Annotated in this window: 19 protein-coding genes; 8 read left to right on the top strand and 11 right to left on the bottom strand. The window is 68.8% G+C overall.

The genetic code is table 11. From position 1 onward, the window contains the following. The first annotated feature begins 58 nt into the window (after positions 1–58). Complete coding sequence (locus KZC51_RS04955) at positions 59–1588, top strand: FAD-dependent oxidoreductase (RefSeq protein WP_247628904.1); 1530 nt, start codon at positions 59–61, stop codon at positions 1586–1588. Between the two features lie 24 nt (positions 1589–1612). On the opposite strand, the gene KZC51_RS04950 is transcribed toward KZC51_RS04955, so the two are convergent. From KZC51_RS04950 to KZC51_RS04940, 3 genes are all read right to left on the bottom strand, one after another. After that, a complete protein-coding gene (locus KZC51_RS04950; RefSeq protein ID WP_247628903.1) occupies positions 1613–2413 on the bottom strand; it encodes a nitroreductase family protein in 801 nt (266 codons plus the stop codon). Positions 2414–2417: 4 nt separating this feature from the next. After that, positions 2418–2792 carry a hypothetical protein gene (locus KZC51_RS04945; protein WP_247628902.1) on the bottom strand — a complete coding sequence of 125 codons (375 nt, stop codon included), beginning with the start codon at positions 2790–2792 and terminating at the stop codon, positions 2418–2420. A 173-nt stretch (positions 2793–2965) separates the two neighbouring features. Continuing rightward, on the bottom strand, positions 2966–3781 hold the full coding sequence (locus tag KZC51_RS04940) for a MerR family transcriptional regulator (protein WP_247628901.1): 816 nt from the start codon (positions 3779–3781) through the stop codon (positions 2966–2968). 175 nt (positions 3782–3956) lie between these two features. On the opposite strand from KZC51_RS04940, the gene KZC51_RS04935 reads away from it, so the two are divergent. Continuing rightward, entirely contained in the window at positions 3957–4796 is an 840-nt protein-coding gene (locus tag KZC51_RS04935; protein WP_247628900.1) for a DUF4097 family beta strand repeat-containing protein, read from the top strand. Continuing rightward, the gene (locus KZC51_RS04930; RefSeq protein WP_247628899.1) at positions 4793–5413 is read left to right on the top strand and encodes a PadR family transcriptional regulator; all 621 of its coding nucleotides are present in this window, start codon (positions 4793–4795) and stop codon (positions 5411–5413) included. The genes KZC51_RS04935 and KZC51_RS04930 overlap by 4 nt, the downstream gene beginning before the upstream one ends. 77 nt (positions 5414–5490) lie before the next feature. On the opposite strand, the gene KZC51_RS04925 is transcribed toward KZC51_RS04930, so the two are convergent. Further along, positions 5491–6033, bottom strand: a complete 543-nt coding sequence (locus KZC51_RS04925) for a universal stress protein (protein ID WP_247628898.1) — start codon at positions 6031–6033, stop codon at positions 5491–5493. Between the two features lie 148 nt (positions 6034–6181). Between KZC51_RS04925 and KZC51_RS04920 the strand changes: the two genes are divergently transcribed. Continuing rightward, complete coding sequence (locus tag KZC51_RS04920) at positions 6182–6367, top strand: DUF3073 domain-containing protein (protein ID WP_017204296.1); 186 nt, start codon at positions 6182–6184, stop codon at positions 6365–6367. A 96-nt stretch (positions 6368–6463) separates the two neighbouring features. Next, positions 6464–7270, top strand: a complete 807-nt coding sequence (locus KZC51_RS04915) for an MOSC domain-containing protein (protein ID WP_247628897.1) — start codon at positions 6464–6466, stop codon at positions 7268–7270. Between the two features lie 129 nt (positions 7271–7399). Here the strand turns inward: KZC51_RS04915 and KZC51_RS04910 are convergent, their stop codons facing one another. Genes KZC51_RS04910 through purM form a run of 3 tightly spaced genes read right to left on the bottom strand, consistent with a single transcriptional unit; the run spans position 7400 to position 11404 of the window. After that, the gene (locus KZC51_RS04910) at positions 7400–8707 is read right to left on the bottom strand and encodes an MFS transporter (RefSeq protein WP_247628896.1); all 1308 of its coding nucleotides are present in this window, start codon (positions 8705–8707) and stop codon (positions 7400–7402) included. Between the two features lie 48 nt (positions 8708–8755). After that, the gene (gene purF / locus KZC51_RS04905) at positions 8756–10264 is read right to left on the bottom strand and encodes an amidophosphoribosyltransferase (RefSeq protein ID WP_247628895.1); all 1509 of its coding nucleotides are present in this window, start codon (positions 10262–10264) and stop codon (positions 8756–8758) included. Positions 10265–10270: 6 nt separating this feature from the next. Next, on the bottom strand, positions 10271–11404 hold the full coding sequence (gene purM, locus KZC51_RS04900; protein WP_247628894.1) for a phosphoribosylformylglycinamidine cyclo-ligase: 1134 nt from the start codon (positions 11402–11404) through the stop codon (positions 10271–10273). Between the two features lie 85 nt (positions 11405–11489). Here purM and KZC51_RS04895 point away from each other — a divergent pair, with 85 nt between their 5' ends. Continuing rightward, entirely contained in the window at positions 11490–12095 is a 606-nt protein-coding gene (locus KZC51_RS04895; RefSeq protein ID WP_247628893.1) for a zinc-binding alcohol dehydrogenase, read from the top strand. A 15-nt stretch (positions 12096–12110) separates the two neighbouring features. Here the strand turns inward: KZC51_RS04895 and KZC51_RS04890 are convergent, their stop codons facing one another. The 3 genes from KZC51_RS04890 to KZC51_RS04880 are packed head-to-tail and all read right to left on the bottom strand — an operon-like array spanning position 12111 to position 13978. Continuing rightward, positions 12111–12425 (bottom strand): potassium transporter Trk, encoded by a 315-nt coding sequence (locus KZC51_RS04890; RefSeq protein WP_247628892.1) that lies wholly within the window; start codon positions 12423–12425, stop codon positions 12111–12113. 42 nt (positions 12426–12467) lie between these two features. Continuing rightward, positions 12468–13307: an SMP-30/gluconolactonase/LRE family protein gene (locus KZC51_RS04885; RefSeq protein ID WP_281731714.1), complete on the bottom strand. Its 840-nt coding sequence runs from the start codon at positions 13305–13307 to the stop codon at positions 12468–12470. Continuing rightward, positions 13304–13978, bottom strand: coding sequence for an SDR family oxidoreductase (locus tag KZC51_RS04880; RefSeq protein WP_247628890.1), 675 nt, complete (start codon positions 13976–13978; stop codon positions 13304–13306). Before KZC51_RS04880 ends, KZC51_RS04885 begins: the two co-directional genes overlap by 4 nt. Positions 13979–14114: 136 nt before the next feature. Here KZC51_RS04880 and KZC51_RS04875 point away from each other — a divergent pair, with 136 nt between their 5' ends. Both KZC51_RS04875 and KZC51_RS04870 read left to right on the top strand, forming a co-directional pair. Continuing rightward, complete coding sequence (locus tag KZC51_RS04875; protein ID WP_247628889.1) at positions 14115–14903, top strand: IclR family transcriptional regulator; 789 nt, start codon at positions 14115–14117, stop codon at positions 14901–14903. A gap of 34 nt (positions 14904–14937) precedes the next feature. Beyond that, positions 14938–15792 (top strand): fumarylacetoacetate hydrolase family protein, encoded by an 855-nt coding sequence (locus KZC51_RS04870; protein WP_247628888.1) that lies wholly within the window; start codon positions 14938–14940, stop codon positions 15790–15792. A 22-nt stretch (positions 15793–15814) separates the two neighbouring features. Here KZC51_RS04870 and KZC51_RS04865 read toward each other — a convergent pair whose 3' ends face one another. After that, complete coding sequence (locus KZC51_RS04865) at positions 15815–17638, bottom strand: glycoside hydrolase family 28 protein (RefSeq protein WP_247628887.1); 1824 nt, start codon at positions 17636–17638, stop codon at positions 15815–15817. Positions 17639–17698 lie beyond the last annotated feature (60 nt).

The following is a 17698-nucleotide window of genomic DNA, read 5'->3' as shown; positions in this document are numbered from 1 at the left end:
GCATCCCGGGAATGTCAAGGCGCTGGAAGCTCGCCCGCCGGTGGCGTTGACTGATCGCATGACGCCTCTGTGGAAGACCGACGCACCCCTCCCCCTCGGCTCGGACTTCGTACCGGGAGCCCGGCATGACGTCGTGGTCGTCGGCGCGGGGATCACCGGACTGACGACCGCGGTCATGCTCGCCCGCGCAGGGCACGAGGTCGCCGTGATCGACGCGGGAGAGGTCGCCGAGCTCGCCACCGGCGGGAACACCGGCAAGCTCTCGCTGCTGCAGGGCCACCAGCTCGCCGAGATCCGCCGCCATCACCCCGCCGCGCTGGTGCGGGCGTATGTCGAGGCCAACCGCGCGGGGATGGACTGGCTGACCGCTTTCGCGGACGGTGCCGGCGTCTCGTACACGCGCCGCACGGACCACTCCTACGCGCAGGGGCGCGGCGGACTCGAGACGCTGCAGGCCCAGCACGATGCCGCGCAGGAGGCGGGGCTGCCGACGCGGATGCTCACGCCGGAGGAGCTGCCGTCCGTGCCGTTCCCGATCTCCGGCGCGGTCTCCCTCGACGACCAGGTGGCGATCGATCCCGTGCGCCTCGCGCGAGCGTTGGTGGAGGAACTGCGGGCGGCGGGAGGGACGCTGCACACCGGTGTGCGGGTCACCGGAGCCCACGCGCTGCCCGACACCCGCGTCGAGACGGCGCTCGGGCCACTGTTCGCCCACCACATCGTGATCGCGACGGGGACCCCGATCCTGGACCGCGGCCTCTACTTCGCGAAGATCCGCGGACTGCGCTCGTACTGCGTCTCGTTCCGCGTTCCCGGCGAGGTGCCGGAGGGGACGTTCCTCTCCGTCGACGGCCCGACCAGGTCCATCCGTTCGGTGTCCGATGCCGATGGCCCGGTGGGCACGGCGCAGCTGGTGGTCGGCGGGAACGGTCATCCGGTCGGCCGCTCGGACGGCGAGAAGGCCGCGGTCGAGGACATCGTGTCGTGGACGCAGGCGCACTTCCCCGGCGCCGAGGAGACGCACCGATGGTCGGCGCAGGACTACGAGTCGCACAATCTCATCCCCTTCGTCGGTGCGATGCCGCGCGGCCTCGGGCGCATCCGCTTCGCCACCGGCTACGCCAAATGGGGACTCTCGAACGCACCGGCGGCCGCGATGCGTCTGACCGCCGAGATCCTCGGAACCAGCTGGAACGACCGCCCGCGGTGGATGAACACGTTCGCCACCCGGCTGACCATGGCCGCCGACCTCGTGCGCGGTGCGACGGAGGGCGGCAAGGTCGCGGCCGCGCTGGCGTCAGGATGGTCGGAGGCCGAGTCCCGGTCCGTGCCGGTCCCTCAGCCGGACGAGGGCGAGGGCGTCGTCGCCAACCGCGCCGGGCTCCCGGTCGCGATCTCGACCGTCGACGGCGTCACCCGCGCGGTCGACGCCGTCTGCCCGCACCTCGGCGGGGTGCTGGAGTGGAACGACGCGGAGTGCACGTGGGACTGCCCGCTGCATGCGTCACGGTTCGCCCCCGACGGCACACGCATCGAGGGACCCGCGCTGCGCGACCTGAAGGAGCTGCCCCGCACGGGTCGCCGCTGAGCCGCACGCCCGCAGCGATTCCGGTCACGCGAGCGGAGCATCCCAGCCCTGCTGCGGGGTCTCGCAGCTCTCGCGGAAGACGTACTGCGAGGCGAGGCGGCGCTGGCTGCTCGACCAGTCGATCGCCGGCCGACGCTGCTCGGGCGGCAGATAGCCGAGCCGGTAGACCGCCATCAGCTCCAGGTCATCCGGCACATGGAGCAGGCGCACGATCTCGTCCCAGCGTCCAGGCACCTCCATCGGGAACGAGATGAACTGGATGCCCATCCCCAGCTCGACCGTGGTGAGCCAGATGTTCTCCATCGCCGCCCCCATGCTGAACACCGAGTAGAACGACGACAGCTGCCCAGGGCGGTACTCGCTGCGGTCGAGCATCACGCCCAGCAGCAGCGGTGAGCCGGCCACCAGTCTGCGGTTCTCGGCCCCCAGCGTCTTGGGGACCCCGAACGTGTTCATGAGCGTCTGGCCGCGCTTGGTGAAGACCTGACTCGTGAAGGGGCGCAGCGCCGCGGGGAGCTTGTCGAACAGCATCCCGTTGCGCTTCTCGTCCATCTCGGCCTGGCTGAAGCGGAAGTACGGCTTGTAGCGCTCGAAGAACGTGCCGTTCGACATCGCCTCCGTCATGCTCTCGCCGGAGATGCGAGCGATCTGGTCGATCGTGTCCCTGCTCTCGATCACGACGAAGCGCCACGGCTGGCTGTTCAGCTGCGATGGCGCGCGCCCCGCCGCCTCCAGCAACACCCGCTGGTGCTCCTCCGAGACGGGGTCGGGCAGGAAGGGCCCGTTCGTGGTCTTGCGGCGGCGGATGGCGTCGAGCAGTTCCATGGGATCACTTCCGGTCGGCGGGGAACCACGCGCACACCAGGCCCGCGGCGATGAAGGGGGCGGCGGCGAGCGCCGTGAGCGGATGCCGCCGGCCGCGGCTTCCGAGGTAGGGGATCGCGGCGAGCGGCACCGCCGCAGGGGCCAGAGCGAGGGCGGCCCTCCGGCTCGTGCCCTTCGGTCGCCCCCACAGCACCGCGGAGAACGCCGCGGCCGATGTCACGCAGGTGGCGATGTACATCGCGTGGTGCAGCCAGCGGAAGCCGCTCGTGTCGATGACCCTGGCGGCGACGGCCGAGCCGAGAGCGACGTTCGCGGTGTAGGCGACCGCAGCTGCCGCGAAGAGCGGTGCGGCATCGGTGCGTCTGCGTCGGGCGGCCATGGCACGACACTACGCCCCGCATCGACATCCGCTCTCGGCCTTGCCGTGGCGTCTCGATCTGTGCAAAGCCAGGCTCGATCGGCGCGCGGCCACACGAGCATCGCCCGTTCCGCGCGGGGTCGAAAGCGCACCCGAGTCGATGGACTCCGATGCGTTCCCGACCCCGCAGCGGGCTACAGGTTGCCGTCCGCGTAGATGCGGAGCGCGTCACGGACGAACTCCGCGCCGCGGGTGCCGCCGTCGGACGTGGCGTAGTTGGCGCCGAAACGCGGATCGGCGACGTACATCTCGCCGAGTCCGGTCACGTAGGCCTTCACATCGCCGCCCGGCGCACTCGCCGGAGTGCCGGGGATGCCCGTGAGCCACTCGACGTGACGCCGCGCGACATCCTGCGCCTCGGCGGATGCCGGGTCGACACCGCTCTCGGCGGCCGCGATCCAGTCGCGTCCGAGCTCAGAGACGCGCTGCTGCCAGGCGGCGCGCTCGGCGTCGGTCATCCCGCGCCACCAGCGGTCGCTGTCGGCATAGGCCTTCGTGCCCCAACGATGCTCGACCTCCTCCCTGTACTGGGTGTGGTCGAAGCCGTCGAACATGTTCTCTGCCATGAGTTCTTCACCTCCTCTCAATGACTCGATGGTGGATTCGACCGAGGCGATCTGCCGCCGCAGCCGGTCCTGCTCCTCGCGCAGCAGTGCGAGGTGGGTCTCCAGAGCGGATGCCTCGGCCGCCGTGGTCCCCGTCACCCCGTGGGTCCCTGAGCCCGTCGAAGGGCCGAGTACGTCGGCGATCTGCGGCAGTCCCAGTCCCAGCTCGCGCAGCAGCAGGATGCGCTGCAGGCGCACCAGCGCCGAGGCGTCGTAGTGCCGATAGCCGTTGGGCGCGATGCGCGTGGGCGGCAGCAGCCCGATGTCGTCGTAGTGGCGCAGCGTGCGACTGGTGGTGCCGGCGAGCCGCGCGATCTCCTGGATCGACCAGTCCGCGTCATCCATGGGCTCCTCCTTCCGTGGTTCTGAGGGATGTCTTCACGATAGAAGTTGACGTTGCGTCAATGTCAACTGCCGGAATGCTGATAGAACTCCGACCACCCCTTGACGAAGTCGAGATATATCGTGTTACTGTTCTCGCACACGATATATCGTGACCATCGACACAGGAGAAGCAGACATGACCGAGAAGTGGCTCATCGCCCCGGGCGAGGAACGCGTGATCGACATCGAATCCGTCACCCGGCTCAAGGTGGGCCTGGTCGGCGGTCAGGTCGACATCATCGCTCACGACGAGCCGGGCATCCGCATCGAGGTGCACGGCGTCACCATCAAGGACCTCCGCGTGGAATCCCACGACGGCGAGGTCGAGATCGACCACCCGCAGCTGGGCTGGGACAACTTCCTCGAGGTGTTCCGCAACTTCGGCTCCGGCGGACCCCGCGCCGAGGTGAGCGTCGCCGTGCCGCGAGCGATCGCGCTGAACCTGGGCGTCGTGAGCGCCGGGGCACTCGTGTCCGGCATCCGCAACGACGCCCGCCTCAACACCGTGTCGGGCGACCTCATCGTCGACACCCTGATCGGCGACCTCACCGTCAACTCCGTCTCCGGCGACGTGCAGGTGCGTGGCCTCACGGGCTCGATCAGCGCGAACAGCGTCTCGGGCGACGTCGCCGCCACGGGCACGATCCGCAAGGCGACGGTCGACAGCGTCTCCGGAGCGACCCTGATCGACGCCGCGGGCGACGTGAACACCATCAACGTGAACACCGTCTCCGGTGCAACCACGGTGCGGCTCGACGAGTCGCTCGCCGCGAACTACGTCATCCGCTCGCTCAGCGGCCGGCTCCTCATCGACGGCGTCGAGCGCAGCTCCTCGGGCCCGAGCAACTACACCGGCTCCACGGGCGAGCTCGCCGGCCGCTTCGTCGACCTGCGCGCGAACTCCGTCTCGGGCGGCGTCACGGTGCTGCGTCGCACGCCGTCCACGATCACCGAAGACGCGGAGTGGGAGTCATGAGCCCCGCTGTCTTCTCCCACGGCGACCTGCGCCTCTACCTGCTGTCGCTTCTGGCGGAGTCCCCTCAGCACGGCTACGGCATCATCCAGGCGCTCACGGATCGCACCGGCGGCACCTACACCCCCAGCGCCGGCACGATCTACCCACGGCTGGCGAAGCTCGAGGAGGAGGGCCTGGTCACCAAGACCGTCGACGGCCGCACCACGATCTACGCGATCACCGACGCCGGACGCGCCGAGCTGGCGTCCCGCGAGGGAGATCTCGCGGGCATCGAGTCCGGGCTCGCGGATTCCGTCCGCCTGATCGCGAACGAGGTGCGCCAGAGCGTGCAGGATGCGATGAAGAGCCTTCGCGCCGACCTCGCCGCCGCAGAGCAGGGCGAGCGCAGCACCGCGAAGTCCCGACCGCGCGCCGCCTCCGACGACGCGCGCGTCACCAGCCGCGAGGAGCTGCACCGTGCGGATGCCCTCATCAACGCCTTCCGCGCCCAGGTGCGCACCGACCTGCGCACGCACGTGGCGAAGGGCGGCACCCTGCCGGCATCCGTGGTCACCGAGCTCGAGCACGCGCTCGATGCGGCATCCCACGCGGTGACGGCGGGACTGTCTCGGCTCTGAGCCGCGGCGACGCACCTGGTGCGACCGTTCGCGACGTCCGGCCCGGAGCCGACGTCGCGAACGGTCGCGCAGCCCGTCTACTCGGGCCAGATCTCCTTCTGGGTGTCCGGCACGGACTCACCCAACGGCACGACCAGCACCGAACGGTGCTGACGGTGCGTGAGCCGCGCGGCCACCGATCCGGTGAAGAACTCCCGGATCGACTCGCCGATCCCGCGCTTGCGCGTGCCCACCACGATCAGCTGGGCATCGAGCTTGTTGGCGAGCTGCTTGATCGCCAGAGCTGGATCCCCGACGAGCTGGCGCGCGGTCCAGGTGATGCCCGAGTCGTCGAGCACCTCCGCGGCAGCCGCCTGCACGGCCTCGAACTCGGCCGCACCCGCGTCGAAGTTGATGTCGATCGGCGCCGAGTGCACGTAGCCATCCGGGTCCTCGTACGTGACGAATCGCGTGACGTCGACGTGCACCACGACGAGGGGCACGCCGAGCAACCGGGCGAAGCGCAGTGCCTCGTCGAGCACACGGCGTTCGTGATCCGGCTGGATGCCGACGATCACCGCTTTCTGCAATGTCGCGTTCTGCGCCGCCTCGTCGGACGGTGTGGAGGTGCTGTCGGTCATGACGATCGTTCCCTTCACGAGCCTGGTCGCAGCCAGAGAGGTCTACCCGCGTGCTATTCTGAATGCTACTCTTACCGGCTTTATCCGGTGTCGTGAAATGCCTCGGGCTCCAGTCGCCCAGAGCTGAACTCGTGAGGGGGTCTCGCGCATGGGCCGTGGCCGTCAGAAGGCGAAACACACAAAGATCGCCCGCGAACTCAAGGCGTACAGTCCGTCGGTGAACTACTCCGCGCTCGAGCGCGAATTGGCTCATCCGACCGACGAAGACGCCTACGTCGACAAGTGGGCTGATGACTATGCCGACGAAGATGAGGACGAACTAGAGAAGGCCTGACCGCCTGATCTGTGGAAACCCCCGTGCGACCCACGGGGGTTTCGTCATGCCCGGACGCCGTCACGCCCCGATGAGGATTCCTGAGAGGATCGCCTCATGCCCCGCGTCGTCGCCCTCACCCGCTACCCGATCAAGGGATTCACTCCCGAGCCGCTCGAGTCGATCCACGTGCAGCCGGATGGTCGTGTCGCGGGCGACCGGGTGCTGGCGTTCCGATTCGCGGATGCCGCCGAGCCCGAGCGCCGCGACGGTCTCGACTACTGGTCGAAGGCGAAAGGACTCGCCCTCCAGGACTTCCCCGCACTGGCGGCACTGCGCACGAGCTATGACCACGCGTCGGCGCGGATCAGGGTCGAGCTCGACGGCGCGCTGCTCGTCGAGGCCGGACTCGACGACACCGGCCGGGATCAGCTGGTGCAGGCCATCACCGATTTCGTGCTGACGACACCGGATGCCCGTCGCCTCCAGCGACCGGGGCGGCTCCCTCTGGTGCTGGTCGGCGATGGCGAGACCTCGCGTTTCCAGGACCGCCCGGAGGGATACCTCTCGGTGCACAGCCGTGCGAGCGTTGCGGCTCTGGGCGAGGCCCTGCCGCTGCGCATCGACGACCGCCGCTTCCGCTCCAACATCGTGATCGACGGTGTCGCGGCCTGGGACGAGCTCGACTGGACCGGCGACGTGCGCATCGGAGAGGTGACGCTCCGCACATCCGGCCCGATCGTGCGCTGCCTCGCCACGCACGCCAACCCCGACACCGGGGAGCGCGACGCGAAGGTGCTCACGACCCTCACCCGCGCCTTCGATCAACAGGAGCCCACCCTCGGCCGCCTCCTGCTCCCCGGATGGTCCACGACCGAGGGTGGCGGCGTCATCCGCATCGGCGACGAGGTGCACGCGCACTGAGCGCCCCGCACGTCGCCTGGCCTTCCGCCGAGTGCACGGGATGCCGTCGAGTGCACGGCATCCCGACGCGACGAGCCCGTGCAGTCGGCAGGATGCCGTGCACTCGGCAAGAGGCGGACGAGGTGCGGGTCACCACCGACCGTTGCGCAGCTCCCACTCGTCTTCGATGGTCCGACGGCGTCCCGCGATGATGCCGGCGGGGATCGATGCCACCAGCACGGCGGCGACCACGATGAGCGGAACCTGCCACCCCGCAGTCGTCTCGTGCAACAGGCCGATCAGCAGGGGGAAGACCGCCGCGAGCGCATACCCGATGCTCTGCACGAATCCGCTCAGTGCGACCGCGCTCTCCGGGGTGCGGGCACGGATGCTGAGCAGCACCAGGCTGAGCGGGAACATGATCGCGGTGAGACCGAAGATGCTGACCCACAGCGGAAGCGCCACGGTCGGCGCGAGCAGCATCCCGAGCAGGCCGATGAGGCCGGCGCCGACCGCGACGAAGAACAGCGGACGGGTCGCCTGGAACCGCACGATCAGGATCGGCACGAGCATGGAGCTCGGTAGACCGATCAGGGCGAACAGCGAGAGCAGGAATCCGGCGGTCGCCGGAGTCACCCCGCCGATGTCGACGAGCATGGTCGGCATCCAGGCGAACGACACGTAGGCCATGGTGGACGAGGTGCCGAAGACCAGAGCCAGAGCCCAGGGAAGCGGCAGCCGCCAGAGCCTGCCGAAGTAGCGCGGGTTGGCGGGGACGGTCGAGATCGGACCGGTCGCGACGGCGACGGCATCCTGCATGTCGTGCACGCCGTCTGTCGGATCGAGGACGTACTCCTCCTCCGAGACCGGCGCTGCACCGCCGGAGCGCTCGCGGATCAGCAGAGTCAGCCACGGCACGAGAGCGATCGCCGCGAACACTCCCCACATGCCCAGCGACACCCGCCAGCTGAGCGAGTCCGCGACCGGCACCGCGACCAGCGGCGGCAGGAACGTCGAGACGGCCAGCGTCGTGGAGTAGACCGTCATCATGATGCCGATGCGGTCGGGGAAGTACTTCTTCACCAGCGGCGGGAGCAGCACGTTGCCTGACCCGACTCCGGCGAACACGACGACGGTCGCCGCCAGCAGCGTCGATGAGTCCGAGGCGAAGCCGCGCAGCAGCATCCCGAGCGCCATGAGCGCGATCGCGGTGACGGCGACCCGCTCCAGCCCGAATCGCCGCTCGAACAGCGGAGTGACCAGGCCGAAGATCGCGAAGCAGACGGGCGGCGCTGCGCCGATCAGACCGACGACGACCGGCGACAGCGGGAAGTCGACCGCGATGTGGTCGATGACCGGGGACAGCGAGGCGACAGCGGATCGCAGCGAGAACGCGACCAGCACGATCCCGATCAGCGCGAGCGTCCGGCCCTGCCAGAGCGGCCTGACGTCACCCACAGCGGTTCCTGAGCGAGCGCAGCGAGTCGAGGGGCAGGGACCCGGACACTATGACGTCTGCGTCCCCTCCACCCACGCGAGGTACTCGTCGGAGACCGTACCGGTGACATAGCGTCCGTCGAAGCAGCTCATGTCGAGGTCGGTGATGCCCGTGCCCTCGGTGATCGCCGCCTTGAGGTCGTCGACCTCCTGGTACACGAGGTGGTCGCAGCCGAGCTCTTCGGCGATCTCGGGGATCGTCCGTCCGTGCGCGATGAGTTCCTGCCGCGAGGGCATGTTGATGCCGTAGACGTGCGGATGCCGCACGGGCGGTGCCGCCGAGGCGAACGTGACCGAGATGGCGCCGGCATCCCGAGCCATCTGGATGATCTCCTTCGACGTCGTTCCGCGCACGATCGAGTCGTCGATCAGCAGCACGTTCTTGCCGCGGAACTCCGTCGACATCGCGTTCAGCTTCTGACGCACGCTCTTCTTGCGCACGGCCTGGCCGGGCATGATGAAGGTGCGGCCGACGTAGCGGTTCTTGTAGAAGCCCTCGCGGTACTCGATGCCGAGCTTGCGGGCGACCTCCATCGCTGCGGGGCGCGAGGAGTCGGGGATCGGCATGACGACGTCGATCTTGTCCATCGGCACGTGCGTGGCGATCGTGTCGGCGAGGCGGTCCCCCATGCGCAGACGCGACTCGTAGACCGAGACGCCGTTCATGACGGAGTCGGGACGCGCGAGGTAGACGTACTCGAAGGCACACGGCGCGAGAGTCGTCTCGGTGGCGCACTGCTTGGAGTGCAGCTCGCCGTCGTTCGTGATGAACACGGCCTCGCCGGGAGCGATCTCACGCACGACCTCGTAGTCGCCGTTCTCGAGCACGAGCGACTCGCTCGCGACGACCCATTCGTCACCGGGCTGGGACGCTGCCTCGTCGCCCGACGGGGTCGCTGAGCCTGTCGAAGCGCTGCGGCTCTTGCGGTGGCCGAGGATCAGCGGCCGGATGCCGAAGGGATCGCGGAACGCGAGCAGTCCGTACCCCGCGATGACGGCGATCACGGCGTAGGCGCCTTCGATGCGCTCATGCGTGCGCTCGACAGCCTCGAACACGCGCTCCGGGTCGAGGTCGACGGTCGACGTGGTGTTCTGCAGCTCGCCGGCGAGCACGTTCAACAGCAGCTCGGTGTCGCTGGAGGAGTTCAGGTGGCGACGGTCGCGCTGCGCCATCTCGGCCGTGAGCTCACGCGTGTTGGTGAGGTTGCCGTTGTGGATGAGGATGATGCCGTACGGCGCGTTGACGTAGAAAGGCTGCATCTCCTCCTCGTTGGAGGCAGTGCCCTTGGTGGCGTACCGCACGTGGCCGAGGCCGACGTTGCCGAGCAGCGCACGCATGTCGCGGGTGCGGAACGCCTCGCGGACCATGCCCTGCGCCTTGGCGTTGTGCATCACCCCGTTCGGCTCCGCCGTCGCGATGCCCGTCGCATCCTGGCCGCGATGCTGCAGCAGCAGGAGTGCGTCGTAGATGTCCTGATTGACCGGGGCTGTCCCCACCATTCCGACGATGCCGCACATGGGGTATTACTTCGCTCCGTCCGCATATGCACCGACGAGGCGCACCGCTCCGCCGTCGACGCCCTTGGCGCCCTGTTCGAACTCTCCTGCCGGACGCGCGCCGAACCCGACGGTGCCGACCTGCCACGAGGGCATGCCCTCGGCGTTCAGCGCCGCGATCGCGGCATCCTTCTTGTCCGCCGCGATCACCGCGAGGAAGCCGATCCCCAGGTTCCAGGTGCCCTCTGCGGACTCCAGCGTGGAACCGGCGATGTCGCTCAGCACACGGAAGATCGGGCTGGGAGACCAGGTGCTGCGGTCGACCTCGGCCCAGCTGCCCTGCGGGAGCACGCGGGCGAGGTTCGCCGCGATGCCGCCGCCGGTGACGTGGCTGAGCGCGTGCACACCACCCGTGGCGCCTGCCGAGGAGCCGAGCTGCTCGATCAGGCGGAGCAGCGGAAGCGTGTAGAGGCGAGTCGGCTCGAGAAGGGCCTCACCCCACGTGGTGCCGAAGTCGGCGGCGTTGTCGCCATAGCCGATGCCGGCGTTCGTGATGATGTGGCGCACGAGCGAGTAGCCGTTGGAGTGCAGCCCGCTGGACGACACCGCGATGACGGCGTCGCCGTCCTGCACGCGGTCGGCGCCGAGGATGGCGTCGGCCTCGACCACGCCGGTCGCGGCACCCGCCACATCGTAGTCGCGTGGGCCGAGCAGGCCGGGGTGCTCTGCGGTCTCGCCGCCGACGAGCGCGGTGCCGGTGGCGGAGCACGCCTCGGCGATACCGCGCACGATGTCGGCGATGCGCTGCGGGAAGACCTTGCCGCACGCGATGTAGTCGGTCATGAAGAGCGGCTTCGCGCCCACCACGACGATGTCGTCGACGACCATCCCGACCAGGTCCTGGCCGATCGTGTCGTGCTTGTCGATCGCCTGTGCGATCGCGACCTTGGTGCCGACGCCGTCGGTGCTGGTCGCGAGGAGCGGTCGGCGGAAGTCGCGCAGTGCGCTGGCATCGAACAGGCCGGCGAATCCGCCGACACCGCCGAGCACTTCAGGGCCGTGCGTCGCGCGCACGGACGACTTCATCAGCTCGACGGCGAGATCGCCTGCAGCGGTATCGACGCCGGCTTCGGAATAGGGATTGGTGGGGGAGGCAGCCACACCCCCAGCCTACCGCTCGCAGCGGGCCCGACTCTCCGCGAGACGAGACTCGGATGCCGGGCCCCGCGCACCATACGATGGGGCCATGGCCGACAAGCCGCAATGGCTCATCCGCGAAGACGCGAGCGTTCCCGTGCTGCTCGCGCTCGCGCTGCGCCAGGCGATCGGCATCCGGGTTCCCGAAGACCTCCCCACCCTCCGCGACCTTCCGGTGCGCGCGCCGGATGCCGTCGACGCCGCGCCCGCGATCGAGGAGCAGTGGCGCGTCTACTGGGACATGACGGTCGAGCCGCGCGCGCATCCGTCCGACGTGCCGCTCGAGCTGATCGACGGGTTCGACACCCTGGTCGCTCTCCCCGCATCCGGTGCCGAGGAGCTCGCCGCCGCGATCGCGCCGCAGGCCTCCGAGGCACTGCGGTACGCGCGCACCGCGCATGACCGGTATGTGAACTCGATGAAGAGCAACACGGGCGGCGACGCCTACCGTGCTTACGCCAGCGCCATCGCGGAGTTCGAGCGCGAGGTGGGACGCCGGGCGCATTCGTTCGAGCTGAACGTGCAGGTGCTGCCGTTCTCGCAGCGCGGCATCTGGTGGATCGGGGCACTCACGGTCGCCGTGACCGATGGCCTGCGTCGCGACGTGGTCGCCTTCGACGCGGCGATCCGGCCGATCATCGCCGAGTTGGCGTGACCGCAGAGCCGACGGTCAGTCGGCTTCGATGATGGTCTCGCGCTCGACGCGCACGACGCGGTCGTGCCGGCGGGCGACACGCTCGAGGATGAGACCGGCGATGCCGCCGAGCGCGATGCCGATCGGCACCGTCCACAGCAACAGGAAGCCGAAGACCTGGCCGGGCGGGTAGACGACATCGAGAACCTGGGATTCGTCGAAGCTGCCCGTCCAGGTGAGGACGCCGGCGGCGATGATACCGACCACCACGCCGATGCCCATCAGCACGCCGTACCGCGGCACGTGGCGCACGGTCGCTTCGACGGTCTGGGGGGCATCGGTGGAGGACATGCCTCCATTGTCCCACCGCCCGGGCGCGCTGTGCACCGGGGTTCACCCGGCGAACGCGAGCGTGCTCACTCCGCGCACCCCTGGCTGCGCACGGAAGAGTGCCCCCGCGGCGGCATCCCGCCGCCGGAGATCCTGCTGCGAGGTCGTGATGTAGAGGTCGTCGAGGTGCGGGCCGCCGAAGGCGCAGGCACTGACGTGCGGCGTCGGCAATCGGATACGCGCATCCTGGCGCCCATCCGGTCCGATGCGGATCACCGTCCCCGCACCCCACATCGCGACCCAGACACCGCCCTCGGCATCCGCGGTGATGCCGTCGGGGAGCCCGTCGAACGCGCCGAGATCGACGTACGGCTCGCGCTCGCGCACCGCACCGTCAGCGAGCCGGAGGCGATCGATACGGCGCGTGGCCGTGTCGACATAGAACACGCCGTCCCCCAGGGGATCGGCGACCAGCCCGTTCGAGATGCTGATCCCTGCGGCGATGACGCCGACCGTGCCCGCAGGATCGAGGCGGTACAGGAATCCGCTGCCAGCGGCACCGGCCGTGCCACAGAGGAAGGAGCCGTCGGGCGCACACGCGCCGTCGTTCATGCGGAGTCGTGGGTCATCGAACGCCCTGATCTCCTGCTCCGGGCGCAGGTCGGCATCGGCGAGAAGGAAGCCGCTCCTCGTCGCGATCACCCATCCGCCGTCGACGCGGGGTCGAAGCGCCGCCACCCACGGACCGATCCGGACAGCAGTCGGCTTGTCGTCAACCGGGTCGAGACGGAGAACGACACCCTCGACCATGTCGACCCACCGGAGCGAACCATCCCGATTATCCCAGACGGGTCCTTCGCCGTGGGCGCAGAGCGGGCCTGTGACCTGATCGGCAGAGATCAATAGCTCGCCCGTCCACCACTGATGTCGTACACCGCACCCGTCGAGAAGCTGCAAGCGTCCGAGGCGAGCCAGGCGACGAGTTCGGCGACCTCCTCGGCGCGTCCCAGCCGTCGCATCGGAATCTTCTCCACGAGCGTCGCGAGCACGTCGGGGTGCGTGGTGGCGTTCATGGGGGTCTCGATCACGGCAGGGGCGATGGCGTTGGCGAGCACTCCCGTCGTGGCGACCTCCTTGCCCAGCGCCTTGGTGAGTCCGATGACGGCGGCCTTCGACGCGGAGTACGCGGTGAGGCGCGGGTTGCCCTCCATACCGGCGATGCTCGCGATGTTCACGATGCGCCCCCACCCCTGTGCGACCATGCCGGGAATCACGGCCTGACAGGTGTGGAAGGTTCCGGTCAGGTTTACCGCGATTGTGCGATCCCAGTCCGCTGCGCTGACGTCGACGAAGTCCGCGTTGGGGCCCACCACTCCGGCGCTGTTCACCAGCACGTCGAACGGGCCGTGCTCGGCGACGAAGCGGTCCACCTCTTCGCGTCGAGTCACGTCGACCTTTCCATCGGCACCCTCGGCGCGATCGATCGTGCTCACCGCGAACCCGGCGCGTGTCAGCCGCTGTGCGCAGGCTACTCCGAGCCCGCTCGCCCCACCGGTCACCAGAGCTTTGCGCATGTCGTCCTCATCTCCGCGTCCGCCCTCCCGGCCCCACACTCCGCGGGGGAGCAAGATGGTCTCGTGACAGTCGGAACACCATAGTTCCAAAATATGGAATCTCAATCTGATAGATTGAACATTAGCAGGGAGTGCGATGTCAGAAACAGATCAGGGGCCGGTCGGCGCAGAACGCGTGCTGACGGTCCTCATGGAGCTCGCAAAGGTTCCGGAGGGGCTGAGCCTCGACGAGCTGACCAAGCGCGTCGAGGCCGCGAAGCCGACGGTTCACCGCGCGCTGGCGTCTCTGACCAGAGTCGGGTTGGCGAACCGCCTCGAGCGCGGTCGCTACGTGCTCGGTGACGAGTTCCTTCGTCTCGCCTTCCTCCACCAGGACCGTCGCCTCGACAGCGCGCGCATGGAGCCCCTGCTCGATGCACTCACCGCCGAGTTCGGGGAGACCACGCACTATGCCGTCCTCGACAAGGACGAGGTGGTCTACCGCGCCAAGCGCGACCCCACAGAGGGCGCCGTCCGGCTCACCTCCACGGTCGGTGGGCGGAACCCGGCCTATCGCACCGGCGTGGGCAAGGTGCTGCTGGCATGGAGCCTCGATGCTCCGGGGGCGGCTGCCGCCTGGGCGCGCGCCCACGAACTCCGCCCCCGCACCGAGATGACGATCACCGATCCTGCACTGTTCGTGCGGACCCTCGAAGAGGTGCGCACGCAGGGCTACGCGGTCGACGATCAGGAAAACGAGCTCGGGGTGAACTGCATCGCCCTCCCTGTCTTCCTGGATTCCCCGCTCGTGCCCAGCGGCGCTCTCTCGGTGAGTGCGCTGTCTTTCCGCACACCGCTGCCTGAGCTGGTGGCGAGACTCGAACGGATCAGGTCCATCGCCGACGCACACGATGTGCGCACGCGACTGCAGACGACCGGCTCATAGCGACCCGGCGCTTACAAGAGAGGCACACGCCAACATGCGATTCATCAGAGTGGGAGACCCGGGACTCGAGCGACCCGGCGTCGAGGTCGGCGAGGGACGATTCGTGGACATCTCGGATGTCGTGGATGACATCGACGGCGCGTTTCTCGCCTCCGATCGGATCGACGAGGTGCGCACGCTCGTCGCCGAGCGCGTCGGAACCGGCGCCGTACTGCCCCTCGAAGGGCTCCGCCTGGGTGCGCCGTTCGCCCGCCCGCACCAGATCCTGTGCATCGGGCTCAACTACCGCGACCACGCGGAAGAAACGGGCCAGCCGGTGCCCGATGAGCCGATCCTGTTCACCAAGGCCCCGAACACGCTGATCGGTCCCAACGACGACGTGCAGATCCCCCGCACCTCCACCAAGACCGACTGGGAGGTCGAGCTGGGCGTCGTGATCGGCCGCCAAGCCAGCTACCTCGAGAGCGAGGAAGAGGCCGAGGCGTGCATCGCGGGCTACGTCACCGTGAACGACGTGAGCGAGCGCGCCTTCCAGATCGAACGAGGCGGCCAGTGGTCGAAGGGCAAGTCCTGCCCGACCTTCAACCCTGCTGGCCCCTACCTGGTGACGCCTGACGAGGTCGGCGACGTGCTCGATCTCGGACTCTGGCTGGACGTCGACGGCGAGCGCAAGCAGAACAGCTCGACGGCCCAGATGATCTTCAGCCCCGCCTTCATCGTGAAGTACCTCAGCCAGTTCCTGACCCTGGAGCCCGGCGACCTGATCAACACCGGCACGCCGCCGGGAGTGGGCATGGGCTTCACCCCCGCCCAGTTCCTGCGCGGGGGTGAGGAGATCCGTCTGGGCATCTCCGGTCTCGGCGAGCAGCGGCAGCGCGTGCTCGCCTGACGCGTCGGCGGGGGAGCCGGCCTCACGTGTGCGTGAAGCCGGTCACCCCCGTTCCCGTCCAGACGATGGGTCGAGGACTTGCGGCGTACTCGTGCACGGTCAGCGCGCTCAGAGCGACCGCGTGCGAGTTGCGGGTGCCGAACATGGCGGTCGGCGCACCCGTGCGGGGATTCCCCGCCGTCGAGGCGATGGTGTTGCCGGATACGGTGATGCTCTCGGCGCCCCCGACGAAAATGCCGAACCGAGGTGGATCCTCGATGTAATTGTCCTTCACGATGTGACCGTGGTGGGCCTTGCTCGCGCCCCCCTCGTAGTCGTCGCGGAGGTTCTCGACCATGATCCCGGCCGCGGCCGAAGGCCAGCCCAGCACACTGCGGTCGATGCACGGGCGGACGATCGAGTTGCGCTCGATGACAGAATCCACACTGCCGACGGGTCCCTCGTTGTACTGGGGATCGTTGGCCACCCATATGCCCCAGTAGGCGAGATCGAACATCTCGTTCGCATGCACGTAGGCACCGCTCGTGCGCAGTCGCACACCGAGACCCCGCAATTCGCGGAAGACGTTGTACTGCACGTCGGCTCCCGGTGCGCTGAACGACCGGTTGAACATCTGATCACCCGGGGCCGTACCCGACGGCATTGCGGCCAGGGACGCGCTCACCGGCCCGCCGGCCAGGCTGTCACCCGTCACGGTGACGACGGTCGTCTCACCGCGCACGGTGCCCGTGGCCGTGTTGACGATCTGCACCGCGTCGCCCGGAGCGAGCTGCATGGCACCGCCTCCGAGCACGACCGTCGCCCCCGACACCGAGGTCGCCGCGCGCGAGGTGCTGTAGATATTGAGACCGTCGTCGTGCAGCGACTCGAAGGTGTTGCCGAAGATACGCGGACCGACCCTCCCGCCGTGATTGTGCACCCCGTCGGCGTTCGCGCTGATCCATCGGTTCGACCCGGGCTTGCGCGTCACGATGCAGTCGCGGATGACGGTGCCGTCGGAGTCGCTCGGGATGAAGGCGGCCCCGGGCGAGGCGTACATCGTGACCGCCGCGACAGTGACGTCGGTGCAGCGATAGATCGCGATGCCGTGCCAGTTGCCGCGGAAGCCGGTGACGAAGCCGTCGCCGAGAGCCATCGCCCCCATCTGCGGGCGATGGTCCGGGGCGATCGTGAGCCGCCAGCGCCCCGAGGGGAGGACAGTACCGGTATGCGTGTACGAGAACGTGATCTGCGGTCCGCGCTTCATCAGCCCCGTCGTCGCATTGCGCAGTGTGCCGTAGTTCGACGTTGGGAACAGCGCCGCGTCGGCGAGGGTCGGGTATCCGCTCAACAGCTGCAGATCGACAGTGCCGGCCACGGTGTCGATCGCGGTGATCGTGCCCTGCGTGAACGGCACGGTCGCGTAGTCGATCGTGAGCCCCTCCACGCGCATGCTCGTGGAGCGGGCGATACTGAGCGCGCCGGCGTACGGATTGGTCACGAGGAGGGTCGTCGAGGATCCGTAGAGCGCGACGCGGGCGACGCCGTCGACCTCGAGCGCGTACCACGAGGCCGTGGACGCCCGGTCGATCCGGTACACCCCGGAGGAGAACACGACGGATGCCGTCCGGCTCGCGCCGCCGCCCGTCCACGAGGCCGCGGCGGCGATGGCCGCCCGGATCGCGGGAGCGCTGTCGGCCGACCCGCCGGGCGATGCGCCGTAGTCGTCCACGGCGAAGATGTGATGCGTGCCGGATGCGGGTGGGACTCCCGCTGACGCCAGCGATGGCACCGCGACGCCGGCGGCCACCCCGGCCAGAACTCCGGCAGCGCCGATCATGAATGCACGACGATCGAACTCGACCATTTCTCTCTCCTCCTCGTTGAGGGACGTTCACAGTGGAGCACATGAGTCAACGGTTGCGCA

Origin of the sequence: Microbacterium croceum (genome assembly GCF_023091245.1) — a bacterium.
GTDB classification, from domain to species: Bacteria; Actinomycetota; Actinomycetes; order Actinomycetales; family Microbacteriaceae; genus Microbacterium; species Microbacterium croceum.
This window is presented reverse-complemented; position numbering and strand designations above follow the sequence as displayed.